General features: G+C 65.7%; 3 protein-coding genes. All 3 read left to right on the top strand.

The genetic code is table 11. The features are described 5' to 3' along the window. The first annotated feature begins 171 nt into the window (after positions 1 to 171). The 3 genes from AC1KAT_RS01195 (at position 172) to AC1KAT_RS01205 (ending at position 19,678) form a co-directional block, all read left to right on the top strand. Positions 172 to 17,022 carry a LysM peptidoglycan-binding domain-containing protein gene (locus tag AC1KAT_RS01195; RefSeq protein WP_480321938.1) on the top strand — a complete coding sequence of 5,617 codons (16,851 nt, stop codon included), beginning with the start codon at positions 172 to 174 and terminating at the stop codon, positions 17,020 to 17,022. Positions 17,023 to 17,032: 10 nt separating this feature from the next. Then, complete coding sequence (locus AC1KAT_RS01200) at positions 17,033 to 17,911, top strand: hypothetical protein (RefSeq protein WP_480321940.1); 879 nt, start codon at positions 17,033 to 17,035, stop codon at positions 17,909 to 17,911. Between the two features lie 102 nt (positions 17,912 to 18,013). After that, a complete protein-coding gene (locus AC1KAT_RS01205; RefSeq protein ID WP_480321942.1) occupies positions 18,014 to 19,678 on the top strand; it encodes a hypothetical protein in 1,665 nt (554 codons plus the stop codon). The last annotated feature ends 1 nt before the right edge of the window (position 19,679 follow it).

Here is a 19,679-nt window from a genome sequence, read left to right on the forward strand (position 1 = left end):
CGAAGCGCACGGGTCATCGCGACCCACCTATACCCGACAAAGCAGCGGGGAAAAGCTAAACGTTTCTCGCCCAACGCGGATGTATTGGTTCGTAGGGGTACCGCCCCTGAGACCGAACAACAAACAAGCGTGCACCACCCGGTGTGCACGGCATCCGCAGAGGGAGCACAAATGGTAGCGATCGTCGGTGGCAACAGCCTGGGCCTGAGCCTGACTTCTTTGGCCACGCTGGGCCAGCGCGGGGTCGCCGGTTCGGCCGCCCAGGGGCGCGGGGGTGAACTGGCCTACGTCAACGTCGTCAACGGCAACCTGGTGCTGCAAGGCCGCGACGAACTTCTGGCCGGGCGGGGCCCCGATGCAGCCGCCGTTCGCACCTACAACAGCCAGGGCCAGCTGACCGACGAGAACGGCGACAACTGGTCGCATGGCATCTACCAGCAACAGCTGTTCCAGGTGGGTGCACTCAACGGTGTGGGCAGCCAAGTGCACCGCGTGGATCGCGATGGTGCCCGCGCCGTCTACACCTTCGACACCAGCAGCGGTGCGTATGTGAGCAGTGCGGGCGGTGGTGCCCACGACCGCATCACCTTCGATGGCGGGGCTTACCGCTATGTTTGGGTGGACGGTGACACCGGCGTGCAAGAGCACTACGACGGGGGCTCGGGCTGGCTGCGCCGGCGGGCTGACCCCAGTGGCAACACTGTCGAGTACGGCTACGACGGCTTGGGGGTCTTGCTCAGCATGCGCAGCGCCAGCGGCGAGACGACCCACCTCGACTACAGCGGCAACAACATCACCCAGGTGCGCACGGTGCGCGCCGACGGCAGCTCGCTCATCCGCACCCGCTACAGCTACGACGCCCAGAACCGGCTGAGCGAGGTCACGGTGGACCTCACGCCCGAAGACAACAGCGTCGCCGACGGCCGGGTGTACCGCACCACCTACACCTACGACGGCACCAGCCGGCGCGTCACCGGCCTGGCGCAGACCGATGGCACCCGCCTGGCCATCACCTACGTGCAGGTGGGCGGCGAGTACCGCGTGCAGACGCTGACCGACGCGCTCGGCCAGGTCACGCAGTTCGAGTACGACACGGCCAACCGCCGCACCACGGTGATCGACCCGCTGGGCCAGCGCACGGTCTATGCCTTCGATGCGGCCGGGCAGTTCACCAGCATCACCGCCCCGGCGGTGGGCGGCGTGACGGCGCTCACGCAGTTCGCCTACAACACCAACGGCGACCTGACCCAGGTCACCGACCCCGACGGCCGTGTCGTCACCATGGAGTACGACGCGCGCGGCAACCAGGTGCTGCAGCGCGATGCGGCGGGCAACACGGTCACGCGCAGCTACGACGCGCGCAACCAGCTCATCACCGAGACGGCCTACCTGACGCCCGACCCGGACGGCGCCGGGGGCGCCACCGCGGCCACGCCGGTCACGAACCGCTTCGTCTACGACGGTGGCAACCGCAACCAGTTGCGCTTCAGCCTGAGCGCCGAGGGCCGGGTCACCGAGCACCAGTACGACGGCTTCGGTCAGCGCACGGCAAGCATCACCTACACCGGTGCGTTCTACCCGGTGGGCAGCCTGGGCCATCTCAACGTGCCGAGCGAGGCCGACATGGTCGGCTGGGCCAACGGGCAAGACCGCACCCAAACGCAGCGGGTGGACACGGCTTATGACTTCCGCGGGCAGGTGCAGCGCACGACCAGCTACGCCAGCGTGGCCAGCAACGGACAAGGCGTGGCGGACGCCACGGCCAGCACGACGCAGTTCGTCTACGACCAGGCGGGGCAGTTGCTGCGCACCATCGCGCCCAGCGGCAACACGAGCTTCGTCTACGACGGGTTGGGCCGGGTGCTGGCCAGCACCGATGCGGCGGGCAACACCACCACCAACGCCTACGACGACGCGCACAACCGCACCAGCGTCACGGCAGCCAACGGGCTGGTGACCACCAGCACCTACGACCGGGCCGGGCGGCTGATCGCGGCCGGGCAGGAGACGCCGGTTGCGCCGGCTGCTGCGGGCGCGGCCACACGCGAGGACTTCATCAGCCCGAACGGGCGGGTCAGTGCGGACAGCTTCGGCAAGACCAGTGGGTCGGCTGAATGGAGCGCGGGGTTCCGCAGCCGTGAGGGCTTCACGGGCGGGGCGGCGGTCAGCTTCTCGCCGGCACAAACCGACAAGCACCTGATGGTCGGGCTGAACTCAGACCCGGCCATCAACGACAGCTACTACTCGATCGACTACGCGTTCTACGTTCATCCGAATGGCGCACTCATCATCTATGAGAGCGGGGCTCACATCCAGCATGTGGGCAGCTACGAGGTCGGCGACACCCTGAGCGTGGTCTACGACGGGGCCCACGTGCGCTACCTGCGCAACGGCACCGTGCTGCGCTCGGTGGCGGCCCAGATCAGCGTCCCGCTGTATGCCGACTCGTCGTTCCACGACGTCGGCGGCTACGTCACCGACATCCAGTTCGGCCCACCGGCGTTCATCGCCAGCGCCGAGATGTTGGTGACCAACAACTCGGCCGAGAAGGTCAGCAGCCCGGGATGGTCGGGCGGATTCCGCAGCCGGCAGGGCTATGAGGGCAACGCCTCGGTCACCTTCCAGGCGCTTCAGACGGACCGCCACTTCATGGTGGGCCTGAACTCTGACCCGGCCGCGAACGACAGCTACGGGACCATCGACTTCGCGCTGTACTGCATTCCAGGCGGGCGGCTGCAAATCTACGAGAACGGCGTCTTCATCCAGGAACTCGGCGCCTCCTACGCCGCAGGCGACGACCTGCAGGTGGCCTACGACGGCAGCCACATCCGCTACCTGCGCAATGGCGTGGCGCTGTACTCGCGTGAGGTCAGCGTTCAAGGCCCGCTGTTCGCCGATTCGTCGTTCCATGACGTGGGCGCACGGGTGGGCAACATCCGCGTGTCGGGCGGCACCGCCCCCAGTGCATCGTCCGCGAACCCCACCGACGGCAGTTGGCTGGCCGCATCGTCGGGCATGAGCGTCAGCGGCGGGCACGTGGTCAAGACGGGCGGCGCTCACAACTGGGACTCGGGCGTGCACAGCCGACAGGGCTACACCGGGGGTGCGGCCGTGAGCTTCGCGCCCGCGCGCACCGATGGCCACCTGATGGTCGGCTTGAACACCGACCCCGGCTCGGACAGCAGCTATTCGTCGATCGACTACGCGTGGTACTGCATCGCCGGTGGCTACCTGCAGATCTACGAAAGCGGCGGCTTCGTCGGCAGCTTCGGCACCTATGCCGTCGGCGACAAGCTCGAGGTGGTGTACGACGGGTCGTTCGTGCGCTACCTCTCCAACGGGCAGGTGCTGCGCAGCGTCGCGGCGTCGATCAGCCACCCGCTGTACGCCGATTCGAGCTTCGTCGAGGTCGGCGCCGAAATCCATTCGCTGCAGTTCACCCAGCCCGGGTTCGTGACCACTGCGCACATGAGCCCTGTGGGTTCGCAGACAGCGGCATCGACCAGCATGCCCCTGCTGGTGGGTTCTCCCGAGATGGCCGTGGCCGGCGGGCGCGCCGAGAAGGTCTCGGGGTCCCACGACTGGGCGGCGGGCTTCCGAAGCACCAGCGGCTTCACCGGCGGCGCTTCGGTCAGCTTCCAACCGAACCAGAACGCCTACCTCATGGTGGGCCTCACGGCAGACCCGAGCTCCGACAACCACTACGCCTCCATCGACTACGCGTTCTACTGCCGTCCCGACGGCAGCCTGGCGGTCTACGAGAACGGTTCGCATGGGCAAGAGCTCGGCAGCTACAACGCCGGCGACACGCTCGAAGTCGTCTACGACGGCGGCCAGATTCGCTACCTGCGCAACGGTGTCGATCTGCGCTCGGTCGCGGTGGACATTCGCCATCCGCTGTACGCGGACTCGTCGTTCGTCACCGTGGGCAGCCAAGCCAACAACATCCGCTTCGAGCAGCCGAATTGGATCAATTCGACCCACCTCGTCTTGCATGACGGCACCGCGCAAAAGACCGGCGGCGGCAGCGGCTGGGACGCGGGCTTCCGCAGCCGCGAGGGCTACGTGGGCGGCGCGTCGGTGAGCTTCTCGGCCGCCCAGACTGACAAGCACGTGATGGTCGGTTTGAACACCGACCCGGGCGTGAACCACAGCTACGGGTCCATCGACTTCGCGCTGTATGCCGTCGCCGGCGGCTGGCTGCAGGTTTACGAAAACGGCAGTTACGCAGGCAGCTTCGGCACCTACGCCGTTAGCGACAAGCTGGAGGTGGTCTACGACGGCAGCGCCGTGCGCTACCTGCGCAACGGCGAGGTGCTGCGCTCGGTCGTCGGCCAGATCACCCAGCCGCTGTACGCCGATTCGTCGTTCCACGAGGTGGGCACCAAGGTCACGAACCTGAGCTTCACGCAACCGGCCTACTTCAGTTCGGGAACAGTGGCCGTCGGCAACGATGCCGCCACCAAACTGAGCGGTGCCACGGACTGGGATGCCGGTTTCCGCAGTCGCGTCGGTCACGTGGGCGGGGCATCAGTGAGCTTCTCGCCCGCCACGAGCGACAAGAGTCTGATGGTGGGTCTGAACTCCGACCCCGAATGGGACAACGACTACCGCTCGATCGATTTCGCTCTGTTTTGCGCTTCCAACGGTCGCCTCGAAATCTACGAGAACAATCAATACCGGGGTGACGTCGGCGCTTATGCCGCAGGCGACGTGTTCACCGTCGTCTACGACGGCAGCACCGTACGCTACCTGCGCAATGGCACCGTGCTGCGCAGCGTCACCGCCAACATCCCGCACAAGCTGTACGCCGACTCGTCCATCTTCAACGTCGGCGCACGCATCACCAACCTGCACTTCGGCAAGCCCGAGACCCGCTACGTCTACGACGCGGGTGGCCGCTTGCGCATGACGCAAGACCCGACCGGCGTGCGCAACTGGTTCGTCTACGACGAAGCCGGCCGCAAGGTCGCCGATGTGGACGCCGACGGCTCCTTGACCGAGTACGTCTACAACATCAGCGGCCTGCTGACCCAGACGATTCGCTATGCCGAGCGGGTCAACCTCGGCCACCTGCTCGACGGCTACGGCAACCCCAACAACGTGCAGCTGGGCAGCAGCCTGCCCCGCCCGGGCGGCGCCCGCACCACCAGCTGGAACCTCTACGACAACGCCAACCGACTGGCCAAGACCATCGACGCGCTGGGCAACGTCACCGAGACCCGTTACGACGGCGCCTCGCGTGTCACCGACCTGGTGCGCTGGGCCAACCCGGTCAACGCGGCCAACATCACCGCCACCACCCGCCCGTGGGACGCCGTCGCCACCCCGGTCGCCCACAGCACCGACCGCCGCAGCCGCAACCTCTACAGCGCCGACGGCCTGCTGCAGGGTTCGCTCGACGCCGAGGGCTACCTCACCGAACTCAGCTACGACGCGGCCGGCCGCCTGAGCACCTCGGTGCGCTACGCCACCGCCTCGCCCAGCGCCCAGTGGGCCAGCGGCACCCTGGCCCAACTGCGCCCGGCGGCTTCGGCCCAAGACCAACGCAGCGTCACCCTCTACAACGCCCGCGGCCAGGTGATCGGCCAGGTCGACGCCGAGAATTACCTCACCGAGAACACCTACGACCCGAGCGGCCACCTGGTGCGCACGCTGCGCTACGCCACCCCGGTGTCGGGTTACGTCAACCCGTGGAACCCGCTGTCCACGCTGCGCCCGGCGGCATCGTCTGCCGACCAGACCACGCGCGCCGACTACGACGCGCTGGGCCGCGTCATCCAGTCGGTCGATGCCGAAGGCACGGTCACCCGCTTCGTCTACGACGCGGTGGGCAACCTCGTCTCGAGCACGCGGGCCGCCGGCAGCGCCGAAGCGCGCACCAGCGCCGCCCGCTACGACGCCCAAGGCCGCCTGGTGGCCGAGCTGTCGGGTGAAGGCGCCGCCCGCTTGGGGCGTGACCTGAGCCCCGCCCAGGCCGACGCGGTCTGGGCGCAGCACAGCGTGACCCACAGCTACGACGCCGCCGGCCGGCGCATCAGCAGCACCGATGCGGCGGGGGCGAAGACGCTCTTCTTCTACAACGGCGACGGGCAACTCACCCACACCGTCAACGCGATGGGCGAGGTGGAAGAGCGCCACTACAACGCGCTGAACCAGCTCGAAGCCACGACCCGTTACGGCACGCGCATCTCGGTCGTCGGGCTCGCCGGGGGCTTGATGTCTGCGGCTTTGACCAACGCGCTCAACGGCGTGCGCAATGCCAGCCTGGACAGCCGCGTGCTGTACAGCTACACGGCCAATGGCCAAGTGCAAACCACCGAGACGGCCCCGGGCAGCTACACCACGCAGTACTACAACACCTTCGGTGAGCACACTTGGCTGTACCAGGTGTATGGCGGCGAGACCGCCGTGACCCTCTCTGAGCGTGACCGGCGCGGTCTGGTGAGGATCACCACGACCGACTTTTACGGGCAACGCGCCAGCAGCTACGCCCAGCACGATGCCTTCGGCCGCGTGGTTCAGACGACCGACGCGAACGGCAATGTGCGCAGCCAGGCCTACGACCGCCTGGGCCGGGTGGTGCAGACCAGCCACCCCGGCGCGGTGCGTTCCAGCACCTGGGACGCCTTCGGCCGCGTGCGCACCCAGACCGATGCACTCGGTCAGGTCACCACCTATACCTACAGCGACACCCAGCGCAGCAGCACGGTCACGACGCCCGAAGGCGTCTCGGTGACGAGCACGCGCACGCGCCATGGGCAGACGCTCAGCGTCACGGACGGGCGCGGTGGGGTCACGGCCTACACCTATGACCGCAATGGCAACCTGCAGTCCGCCACGGACGCGCTGGGCCAGGTGACGCGCAGCGCCTACGACGGGGCGAGCCGGCTGGTCGAGAGCGCGGATGCGCTGGGCACGCGCACGGTCTACACGTATGACGCGGCGAGCCGCTTGCTGACGCGCCGGGTCGATCCACTGGGGCTGAACCTGGTGACCACCTATGGCTACGACGCCAAGGGCCAGCAGGTCAGCGTCACAGACCCGGCCGGGACGGTCACTCGCACCGAGTACGACTTGAAGGGCCAGGTGCTGCGCCAGATCGTCGATCCGGCGGGGCTGGCGCTGGTGACGAGCTACAGCTACGACGGGCGGGGCAAGGCGCTGACGGTGACGGACCCGCGGGGCACGGTCACGCGCTACACCTACGACAAGCTGGGCCGGCGCACGCTGGAGCAGGTGGACCCGACGGGGCTGAACCTGACGAGTTCGTACCGCTACGACGCGAACGGCAACGTGACGAGCCGCACCGACGCCAATGGCGCCGTGACGCGCTACACCTACGACGCGAACGACCGGGTGGTCTACACGGTCGATGGCACCGGCGGGGTGAGCCACACGGCGTATGACGCCGAGGGGCGCGTGAGCCGCACGACGCGCTATGTGACGGCGATCAACCTGGCGGCGCTGCCGGCGCCGACCACGGCCGCCACGACGGCGCAGGTGCAGGCGCTGGTGGTGGCGAGTGCCGGGCGCGATGCGATCCAGGCCAACCGGTATGACCGGGATGGCCGGCTGCGCTTCACCGTGGACGGGGTCGGGGCGGTCACGGAGTTGCGTTATGACGCGGGGGGCAATGTGACCACCCGCGTTGCGTATGCGAATGCGATCAACCTCGCGGCTTGGAATGGGTTGAGTGATCCGCCGGTGGTGGCGGATGCGGCTCGGGATGCGGTCTCGCGTCAGGTTTATGACGCGGCCGGCCGGCAGACCTTCAGCGTGGACGCTGCGGGCTCGGTGACGCAGTACGAGTACGACGCGGCCGGCCGCGTCACGACCAAGCGTGAGTTGGCCAATCAAGTGCCAACGGGCATGGCCCTCAAGATCAAGAACGCCGACGGCCAGTGGCACGCGATCTACAAGAGCAATTTCGGCACGTTCACTGCGGGTGATGTCGTGACCGCGTCGGTGCGCTTCAAGGCCCCTCCGGGCTTGCGCGGCGAGATGTTCCTGGGCGATGCCGGCGGCGCAGACCCCTACGACAACTGCGTGGGCAACTCCGTGATGGGCGACGATGGTTGGCAGACCATCACGCTGACCCGCACTATGTCGCACGACGACATCATGGGTGTCTTCATCTACAACCAGACTGGTTCGTCAGACCCGAACACCGGCGTCGTCTATGACAACCTGATCGTCACCAGCTCTCGCCAGGGCGTTGTGGTGGCCGAGGACTTCGAGAACTTCAATGCCGCCAACTGGGGCATCGGAGCCACCACCGAGTTGGTGCAAGTCAACCCGTTGCAAATCGGCAGCCAGGGTCAACTGGCCGCGTTCTTGCCCACCCTGTTGGACGCGACCAAGGATCGTGCCACCCGCAGCCTCTACGACGCTGCGGGCCGGCAGACCCACAGCATCGATGCCACCGGGGCGGTCACTCAGTACGAGTACGACGCCGCAGGGCGCGTCACCAAGACCACGCAACTGGCCAACACGGTCCCGAGCGAGGGGGCCTTGAAGTTGTGGCACCGAGAGGGCACGAACCGATCCGCTTCGAAGTACCTCGGGTCGTTCGCGGCGGGCGACGTCGTCACCGCAACCGTTCGATTCAAATCGGCCTCGAACGCAATGGGCTATGTATTCCTCGGCGATGCGGGGGGTAACAACCCATACGACAACTCGATCGAAACCGGCGCATGGGGCGACGATGGCTGGCGCACGCTGACCGTGTCTCGCACGATGAGCCACGACGATCAAATGTGGCTCTACATCTACGGCGATGTCGGCTCCAGCGACAACAGCCACTTCGTCGTCTATGACAACGTACGCGTGAACAGCGTGCAGCGCGGCGACGTGCTCATCGACAATTTCGATGAGTTCGCCACCACCGGCAACCATCTGGAAACCCAGCGCTGGCAAATCAGCGGCTTCGCAGAGCAGATTCGCACCTCGACCACCCAAGTGGGCACAGACGCTCAGTTCCGGGCCTTCCTCACCAGCATCGCCGACAGCAATCGTGACCGCACCACCCGCCATGTCTACGACACCGCCGGCCGCGTCCTGAACACCACCGACGCCGAAGGCAACATCGAGCGCTACACCTACGACGCGGGTGGCAACAAGCTCAGCTTCACCAACAAGAAGAACAGCGTCTGGAACTACACCTACGACGCGGTGGGTCGCATGGTCACCGAGGTCAGCCCGCACGTGGTGGTGGCGGGGGTGTCGGTGAACGCCGTGGACGACCTGCAGTTCGTCGATGGGGTTTCGCGCCGCCTGACCACACGCATGGTCTATGACGCGGTGGGCAACCTGCTTTCGCGCACCGAAGCCGAGGGCTTGGCCGAACAACGCACCACGCGCTATGCCTACGACGCGGTAGGCCGCCAGGTGCGGGTGACCTACCCGAGCTTCGGGGTCTACAACGAGGCCGTCGCGGCCGTGGCCACCAACGGGGCTGCGGGCTATGGCGCCGCCCAGCGCCGCGAAGAACAGCGCGAAGTCTTCACCCAGACCGTCTACGACGCCTTGGGCAACGCGGTGGCCAACACCGACGTGGCCGGTTCGGTGAGCTTCAAGGCCTACGACGCCATGGGCCGCGTGGTCTATGACGTCGATGCCGAAGGCTACGTCACCCACCACCAGCGCAACGCCTTCGGGCAGGCCGTGGCGGTGACGCGCCACGCCAACCGCACGACGCTGACCAGCGGCGGGGCTCAGACCCTGAGTGTGGCCCAGGTTCAAGCCGCGATCAGCGCCAGCAGCCTCGACCGCAGGCTCGAAACCGACTACGACCGCGCAGGCCGTGTGGTGCAGGTGCGTGAACCGCTGGTCTTCAACTACAACCCCACCGCGGGTGGTGGCAGCAGCGACCGCAAGACCACGTCGAGCACCTACAACGCGTTCGGCGAACTGGTGCAACTGGCCGAGAAGAAGTCGGCCACCGAGTCGATCTACACGCAGCACCACTACGACGCGGCGGGCCGGCGCATCGCCAGCGTGGACGCGCTGGGTTACGTGACCCGCCAGCGCTACGACGCGTCGGGCAACCTCATCTCGGTCACCGAGTACGCCAACGCCATTGCACGGCCCACGGCCGATGGCTGGCGCAATGCACCGGCCACGCCGACGCTGGCCACCGCCAACCCCAGCGGCACCGGCAGCTTCGACCGCACCACCGAGTACAGCTACGACCGCCTGAACCGCAAGACCGCCGAGACCCGCCGCGGCGCGCTGGCAAGCAGCACCACGCCGGGGGTGACCACCGGCAGCGCGTCGGTGCAAGACCTGACCACCCGCTACAGCTACGACGCGGTGGGCAATCTCACGCGCACCGTCGATGCGCTGCAGGGCGAAACCTGGAGCCACTACGACGCGCTGGGCCGCGTGCTGGCGGTGAGCGCCCCCACGCGCAGGGGCGGCGATGGCTCAACCAACGTCACCCCGCTGACCGTGTTCGACCGCGACGCCTACGGCAACGTGGTGCGGCAGACCGAAGCCTCGGGTGGCGCGTCGTACTCGAACACCACCGGCTACGGCTGGACACCCAACGCCAACCTCGACCGCTACACCCTCACCCGCTACGACCTGCAAGGCCACGCCGTGCAGACCACCGATGCGCTGGGCAACAGCAGCTACGTGTCGTACAACGCCCGCGGGCAGGTCGCCAAGACCTGGCAGCCGGTGGTGGGCAACACCGGCGGCGCCATCCTTTACTGGGGCGAGTCGGGCCCGGTGACGGGCCCGGTCACCCAGGGGCAAGCCGGCACCGTGTACCAGGTCTTCCAGTACGACAAGCTCGGCCAGCTCATCAACACCATCGAGCCGGGCTCGCAGCAGCAGTTGCAGGGCGGTGTCACCACGCGCATCGCGGGCAACGCCGGCAACCATGTGCCCTGGATGGGCAACCACGGCGGGTGGAACACGATCGACCTGCTGTGGTCCATCCGGGCCGATGGCACGTCGATGGTCAACCTGCAGGGCGGCGACGTCGTCATCGAAGTCGATTACCAGAGCCAGGGCTACGTCACCTTCGCGGGCTACAACGAGAGCTACCCGATCTACGACTGGGCCGCAGGCCGGACGACGTCGCGCAGCCTCACCCGCTCGGCGCAAGACGCGGCCGGCGGCGTGGCCTTCCAGTGGCAAAACGGTGAAACCGGCGACATGGGTGTCGCCTCGGTCAGCGCCGTGCGCGTGCGCCAGGGCGGTGTGCTGGTCTGGTCGGGCTCGGGCAGCCAGTTGAACGGTTCGGCCGCGATCAATGGCACGCCGAACTTCAACCAGACGCAGCTGACCTACAACGCCTTCGGTGAAGTCACCACCAAGGGCGTCAACGGCGGCGCGCAAGAACGCTTCGAGTACGACAACGCCGGCCGCCTGTGGCGCACCAACCAGGGCGACGGCGTCTACCGCATCAACCTGCATGACCTGCAGGGCCGCGTGACGGCCGAACTGCGCAACACCCTCAGCACCAGCACCAAGGTCGAGTGGCACGCCAACGCCCAAGAAGCGGCGAGCAACACCGGGGTGCGTCGTGCCGAAACGCACTACGACGACCTCGGTCGCGCAGTGAGGCAAGTGCTGCCACAGGTGGCAAGCACCGATGGGGCGGTCAACACCCGCAGCCTGAGCGTGGGCATGAGCGTGGGTTCCAGCACATCGGGTGTTGTCATGTCTGGCAACGAATACCAGGCTGGCGGCACCTACTGGCCCGGCACCAACCGCCTCGACCTGAGCTGGAGCGACCTCAGCACCCTGGGCAACGGCGACATCCGGGTCACGGCCTACTACGTCACGGCTGGCTACGAAGTCACCCCGGGCTACTGGACGGCGGGCACCGAGTACCAGGCGTCGTACTGGGTGCCGGGCCAGTACCAGGCCGGCGTGGCACGCGACCTCACGCGCCACTTCACCTCGGCCGAGGCGGCCACCGGCGCCAGCATCAGCTGGGGCGATGCCGACAACTCACCCCACGGTGGTTTGAGCGCCGTCACCGCGATCCGTGTCGAGAAGAAGAACGCCCGCGGCGAATGGGTCGAAGCCATTCCCTACCGCGGCCCGGGCGTCTACGCCCGCGTGCTCGACATCCCCGTCTCGCAAGACGGAGTGGACAACGCCGTCACCACCATCGAACACAGTGGCGGCACGGTCTTGGCCACCACCGACTTCGGCCGCATGCTGCGCGCCAACGTCACCCACCTCGCCGCCGGCAACTACGACTACGCCGTGTACCGCACGGCACCGGGCCAGGCGCGCACCCTGGTCAGCCAGGGCACCTTCAACCCCGGCAGCGGCAACACCCAAAACAACGCGGCGCAAGCCGCACCGCGCGTCACCCAAGAGTTCGACCGCTGGGGCAACGTGGTGTCGGTCAGCGACGTGCGCAACGCCGACTGGAAGACCACCTACGCCTACAACGGCAACAACCAGGTCGTGCGCGAAACGCGCCCCACCAGCAACGGTGGCAGCGGTGGCCCCGTCACCCAGACCTACTACGACGCACTCGGCCGCCAAGTCGGTGTGCGCGATGCCAACGGCAACCTCAACGGCCAGGTCTACGACGCCAGCGGCAACGTGATCGCCGAGCGTCATGCCGACGATGGCGTGATCACCCACACCTACGACGCCCTGGGCAACAAGGTGCGCACGATCGACGCCGAGGGCAACCACAACCTGTCCAAGCGCGACGCCCACACCACCCGCTACCACTACGACCGCCTGGGTCGCCTGACCCACACCTACCACGGCGCTTCGTACAACACCGTCAACGTCTGGCGCATCAACGACCAGCTGCAGACCTCGTCGTTCTCGGCCGGCATCTACGAGTACAACGCCTACGACGAGCTGGGCCGCAAGACGCTCACCAGCAAGGGCACCGCCAGCAACCAGGGCAGCGTGCCGACCGAAAGCGTCAGCTACGCCTATGACCTGGCCGGCCGCGTGATCAGCACCACGCAGAACGGCCAGACCACGCGCACCCTGTACGACGCCTACGGCCGCAAGAGCGCCGAGATCGACGGCAACAGCATCGCCATGACCTGGCAGCTGGACTACTTCGGCCGCACCCTGAACCACACCGACCTGGGTGGCGCGCGCATCTTCTACAACATCGACAGCTACACCGGGCTCACCACTTCGACCACCAACAGCCGCTACAGCAGCGGCCTGTACCAGGCCTTCGCCTACGACGCGCGTGGCCAGCTGACGAGCGTGTACGACTACCAGCTCAAGCGCTCGAGCACCTACGTGTACGACGCCGCCGGCAACCGCGTGCGCGAGCGCACGGTGCAAAACACCACACGCCCCGGCAGCACCGCCACCTACGACGAGGTCTACCAGGACAACCTGATGGCCTACGACGCCCACGGCCGCCTGCGGCACGTGAGCGACGGCCGCGTCTACATCGACATGGACTACGACGGTGTGGGCAACCGCACCTTCATCGGCACGCGCGTGGCCTTCGCGGCCAACAACACCGTGGCGTCTGACGCCACCCACCTGCGCAACCGCTACTTCAAGTACGACGAGATGAACCGCCAGGTCGTCGTCGATGCGGTCGATGCCGCCGGCAACATCAGCTGGATGGCCGACCCCAACGCGCCCACCGACGCGTCCAAGCGCATCTCGCTCGGCCACATCCTCACCTACGACAAGAATGGCAACCGCACCAGCGACACCTACCACGGCAACGTGGTGGTGCAGAGCGGCGGAACGTCCAACCTCGCGGGCTACCGCGTCATCGCGGGCAACAACGAGTTCGGCGGCTACGTGTACCTGTGGGACGGCTACGTGCTGCCCACCAACGACCCGCGCCTCGTGCAGTACAACGGCCGCCTCGTGTACGACACCGGCTCGCGCGACGAAGCCGGCAACATCTACTACCAAGAGCTCGAAGCCGTCGTCAACAACGTACCCATCGAGTACACCCGCCAGCACGGCATCACCCAAGAGACCTACACCTACGACGCGCTCAACCGCCTGAGCGAGGTCAAGCGCGGTGCGGCCCACCTGGCCGACAGCAACGGTGACGGCATCTTCGAAGGCGTGGTCAACATGCCCAGCCAGCGCACGGTGGACAACCGGCGCTACGACCACATGGGCCGGCTGATCGAAAGCGGCCCGCTCAACCTCGACACGAACTACGCCGCCCGCTTGAACGAAGGCGTGCCCTCAGGCCAGACCATCGGCCTCGAGAACCACCGCTACCGCTACGACGGCAACGGGCGCATGCTGTCGCATCACACCTTCAACGCCAACGCCAGTAGCGTGCTCAACGCAACGCACGACCACGTGTACGACGCAGCCGGCAACCAGACCAGCTACCGGGTCACGGTGCCCAACGCGTACACCCACACCTACAACAGCACACTCAAGCGCTTCGAAGGCTACAAAGAAGCGCGCATCGACGGGGTCAGCACGCACAACCAGCCCGGCACCTCGACCATGGGCTACGACGCGAGCGGCAACCTCGTCAGCGTGACCGACCACACCGACGGCAGCCGCAACCGCACCTTCGTCAACGACCAGGGCGGCCGCGCCTTGTTCGTCAACCAGGGCGGCAACGTGCAACGCCAGGTCATCGCCAACGGCGAGGTCGTGGGCCGCTACGGCATGCAGCTCAACGCCAACCGCAACGGCTGGGAGCAAGTCGCCGACTTCAACTTCAGCTACCAGAAGATCACCGGCAACCACCCCGCCGCCAGCGTGGGCAGCTACACCAGCCGCGCCGGTGAGAGCCTGCGCGCCATTGCCCGCAGCGCCTACGGCGACGAAAAGCTGTGGTGGAAGATCGCCGAGGCCAACGGCCTCAGCAGCGACCGCGACCTGCGCGTCGGCCAGACGCTGAGCATCCCGAGCGTCGTGGGCTCGGTCCACAACAACGCAAGCACCTTCAAGACCTACGACGCGAGCGCGATCACCGGGGACACGTCGCCGAACCTGCCGGCACCGCCGCCGCCCAAGAAGGGATGCGGCGTCATTGGCCAGATCATCATGGTCGTGGTGGCGGTTGTGGTGACCGTTTGGACTGCTGGGGCGCTGGGCCCAACCATGGGCCCCGTCCTTGCGGGTGCATTGGGTGCTGCGGCCGGTTCCGTCGCCAGCCAGTTGGTCGGCATGGCCATCGGGGCACAAGACAAGTTCAGCTGGAAAGCCGTAGCCAGTGCAGCCATCAGCGGCGCTGTGGGTGGGGCCTTCCAAGGTTTCAACGCCTTCGACAAGATTCACAACGTCGCCAACGCAGCAGTACGGGCCGCTGTGACCAATGCCGTCAGCCAGCGCATCAACGTGGCAGTCGGGTTGCAAGAGAAGTTCAGTTGGAAGGGCGTCGCCTCGGCTGCTGTGGGTGCTGGGATTGGCGAAGCCATGCGGGGAGACCTGCAAACGCAAACCGTCGATGGCAAGACCAGTGTGGTCGAGAAAAACGGGCAGTTGACTTACAAGTCTGGGACCGCTGCCTTTGACTTTGGGGATGGGCACCTCGCCAAAATCGCTGGGTCTACGCTACGCGGCTTCGTCAGTGGCACCTTTGCGGCAGCAGCACGCGGCGGGACCATCAGCACTCGACAGATTGCTACAGACGCATTCGGCAATGCGTTGGGGGAATCACTCGCGGAACAAGTGAAGGATCACGCTGAGGCTGCTGGCCGATCTCTCAAGAAATGGGCTGATAAGACTTTTTCTGCTGAAAGTCAGCAGGAGGCCGGGCCTCATTCTCGAAAGGTCGATTTCAATGTCGAATATAAGGACGCAAAGAAAGAGTACGGAACGAAGAACCCCGCTACGTTCGTGTCCGGAAAACAGATTGAGCAGATATACATCGATGCCGAGAGAATTCTCGACGGAAAAACAGAGGGAAAGATTGGAACCCGGTTGGGGCAAGACCGATCAATCGCGGAACTGGCAACCCATCTGGACCTGCCCCTCTTCATCGCCGAGGGTGGCGTTGGCCTAGACAAGGACAGCACTCTTTTGCTGGCCAGGTACTTCGGATCCAGACTTGGGGAGAAGATACCTGCGCTGACCGCGGTTTCCCTGACGTCTAATTCGGACGACTTCAAGAAATTCGTCACCGCCGCCTATGGGCAAGACTTGTCGACAGCGGACGCAGGAATCATCTCTGGCAGCAAACCGGGCCTGTACGATGTATTGGATGTTGGCGACATAACGAGGCGCACATACGATACGTGGCAAAAACGTGCGTATCCGCAGTTCGCCTATGCCAGCCTACCGAGCATTTCCAAGGAAGGAGGAACAGCATTCACCTTGGAAGCCGGTCTCAACGTCCTCAAAGCTTTGGGCAACGTGGGACGGGACGGTTGGAATGGGCTCGTGGAGTCCTCGTCCGCACCACCCCTTTTTGCACGCGAAGCGGGCCAGCGTCTCCTGATGTCGGTGACGTCACCCCCAATCAGCCTGAGTTCGCTGGTTGGCGCGGGAAAGAGCCTGCTTCGTGCCCTTCCCAGGTTTGAAGCAGGCGGGCTGGTCAGCGCCACCGGAAGGGTTCTCGATGCTGCAGACATCTACCGGGAAGCACGCCTGTTCCAGACGATCGAAGGAAAGGTCTTGAACCAGCATGACCTTCCGATCATCGGAAACGATGCCTGCGTTCCAACGACCCTGTCGATGATTCTCAAGAACCTCGGCATTGGCCGCTCGGCGGAACAACTCGCATCGACACTTGGGACAAAGTTCGATAAGGGAACTGCGACAAAGACGAGCGTGAACTACCTGAAGGGGCTCGGACTTGACGTGGCGGAACACCATGCCGCCGATGTCGACATGGCGCGTCTGCTGAAGAAGGTGTCCCAGGATCCGGTTGAGCAGACGCAGGTCTGGCTCGGTATGAAGACAGGCGCAGGGGCCGGGCATGCCGTTCAGTTCGGCGGTGTCATCCGAGGGACGGGTGAACGACTGAAATACATCATGAACGACCCGAACGGCGGCGTACGGTATACGCTCTCGGCCGAACAGTTGAATGGCCTCGTTCAAACCGCACGAGTAATCAGGCAGAAGTTCTAAGGAGTGACATATGGAGTCCCATCTGGTTGCCATTCATGGTCTCCTCCTAGTTAACCAGGAGCTTGAGGCACAGTTTCACGTTGGTGAGACCCGCTACCTCGTCAAGGATGAGGGACTGATTCAATTCATCTCCGAGTCATCACCCTTCGTCTATGAGATCGAAGGATCCCAAAGCGATCCGCCGCTTTTCAACTTCCAATCCACACTCCTCGTCGATAGGGAGGACGTGGAAAACGAATGCATCCGAAATGTCGTCTTCTGCGCCTCGTCGCAAGAGGAAAACCTCGACTTTGATTTCGCACAGTGGATTTCTTTCAACTACAGAAAGAATGCGAGCCCGCCGGACGATGCTTTCTCCCTGGAGCCATGTGTCAACGGAGGTGGATACCGGATTCGGGGCCGCCTCGCCTTCCGGTCGCTGTTCAGCAAGCCGTTTGCCAAACAAGCGGTTTTCGTCTCAAGAGCGCCAGACGGGTCGCTCCGAGAGGAACTGGGCTTCGAGGGGAAGGCGAGCCAGAAGCTCGTGTCAACCCTTCTCGAATTCGACCGCATACTCAGGCGTGAGTCCCACCAGTACGAGATCGATACCACCCGAGAGGCACTAGCGTTCTTCAACGGCCGACAGGGAAGCCTCGATGAGGACACTTCTCTCGACCAGCACGGAAGTGCAGTCGTAGAAATGCGGTGTGGCATTGATCGACTCAGGGGGGGTATCGTCGGTGTGCAGGAGTTCCGGGCCTATAGAGGCCCGTGCATCGTGCGTTGGCAGTCCGCCCCGCCCTCCAGCATCCGGTCTCTTCTCGAAGCTAGCGCACTGGACGACCAAGTAGTCGAGGTTCCCTATCTAGACGGTGGAACCGGGCGCTTCCCCAAAAATGCAAGTGCATGAGTCGCCAGCAGGCACCAAGCCCAGGGTCAGGCGGCCTTTTGCCACAGCCTCAATTCGCTAACCGGCCGCCCCCCAGGCACCAACCTGCCCTGAATACTCCCCATGGACTTCCGCTACAAAACCAACCTCATGGAGCACCTCATCCGCGTCAACGCGTGGGTGCGTCAGCGGGGGGCCCAGGCCCATGTCGATGTGGCGACCTACATGCTCGACCTGCAACTGGGTGAGCAGCGCGTGTCGTTCTTTCCGCAGTTCGTGGTGCGCCCCGCACCGGGGGTGACGAACTACATGCCGATGCCGGAAGAGAAAACACCGGCCTTCGTCGGCTGGCTGCCGTATCGGCCTGAGCCTTGGGGCATTTCGGTCAGCAAGATCGCGTTCAAGAAGCTGGCCGACGAACTGGGCCTGCCGGTGCCGGCGCTGCGGGAACGCGTCGAAGACGTGAACGCGCCCTACCTCGTGAAGCTCGAACGCAGTTCGTTTGGCCAGGGCATGCGCGGCCCGTACAAGGCCGAGGCCGCGGTCAACCTGCGCTTGAAGCCGGGCGAGTTTTGTGAAGAGTTCAAGTTCGGGCGCATCGCCCGCGCCTGGTACTGGGGCGGCCACTTGTGCGTGCTCGAAGCCTTCGAGATGCCCACGCTCACCGGGGATGGCAGCAGCACCTACGACGAGTTGCTTCGGGCTGCCGCACCCGACATGGCCTACCACGAGGTGCAGCCCCTGGCCGCGCTGCAAGGGGTGCAACTGACCGACGTGCCGGCGAAGGGCCAGAAGATCGTTTGCGACTACCGCTACATCTCGCCCTTCAACCCGACCATCTACGGCAACGCCAACATGTTGCGGCACCCGCAGCGCGACGCCGTGGTGCAGCGCTTCGAAGAAGCCGGCCGACTGATCGCCCCGCACCTGCCGCTGCCCCGGGGGCAAGGCAGCGTGGGCTTCGTGCTCGACGCCATCATCGACGCCGAGGGTCAGCCCTGGTTTCTTGAGATCAACAGCAACCCTCAGGGGCACCCCGACAGCTACCCCACCATGCTCGACCGCGTGTTCGACGTTTCTGACAACCCCCAGGCCCCCGCTCGCGCGCCCTCACACACCCAGCAAAGCCGCGAAGCCGTGGGGGGCGATTGGGACTATTTCGTGGGCCTCGCCACGCCAGAGCACAAGGCCGAGGTCGAGGCGGTGCGCCGCTCGGCCTATGAACGCTCGAAAGAGTTCGAGTGGAACGACTTCGCCACGCTCGCCTGGGGCCCGGCCGACGACGACGGCACGGTGCTGGCCGTTTGGGACCGCAGCGGCACCATGCGCTCGACGCTGCGCGTCACCGTGCTGGGCGGGCAGGCCGAAGCCGAAGCCTTCATGGAGTACTCGTTGCACGGGGTGGCCCTGCCCCTGCCCTTCGGCACCTTCACGCGGGCCGCCACGGTGCCGGGCGAAGGCGGCCAAGGCCTCTTCGCGCTGATTCGCCATGCCTTCATGCGCGCCTTGGTGCACACGCCGGTGCGGGCGATGGTGGCGCAGATCTACGCGGGCGGCTCGCGGGTCGAGTCGATGCAGAAAAACGGCTACGTGATGCACCACCCCAAGCTCAGCTGGGACAGCGAAGCCAAGGCCATCACCCAGCCCATCCTCGCGGTGCTGGGCCACGAGCACTTCGAACGCACGATGGAAGCTGCACGCCGCGATTTCGGGCCGGGCGTGCGCGCGCCCTACCTCGACGTCGATGCCATCGCACAAGACCTGATGCGGCAGTGCCGGCGGCTGTGAA

The sequence above is a fragment of the Piscinibacter sp. PDB5-1 genome (assembly GCF_056676035.1).

Coding starts and splice junctions, on each gene's coding strand:
- AC1KAT_RS01205 (WP_480321942.1), top strand. CDS start 18,014: ATGGACTTCCGCTACAAAACCAACCTCATGGAGCACCTCATCCGCGTC.
- AC1KAT_RS01200 (WP_480321940.1), top strand. CDS start 17,033: ATGGAGTCCCATCTGGTTGCCATTCATGGTCTCCTCCTAGTTAACCAG.
- AC1KAT_RS01195 (WP_480321938.1), top strand. CDS start 172: ATGGTAGCGATCGTCGGTGGCAACAGCCTGGGCCTGAGCCTGACTTCT.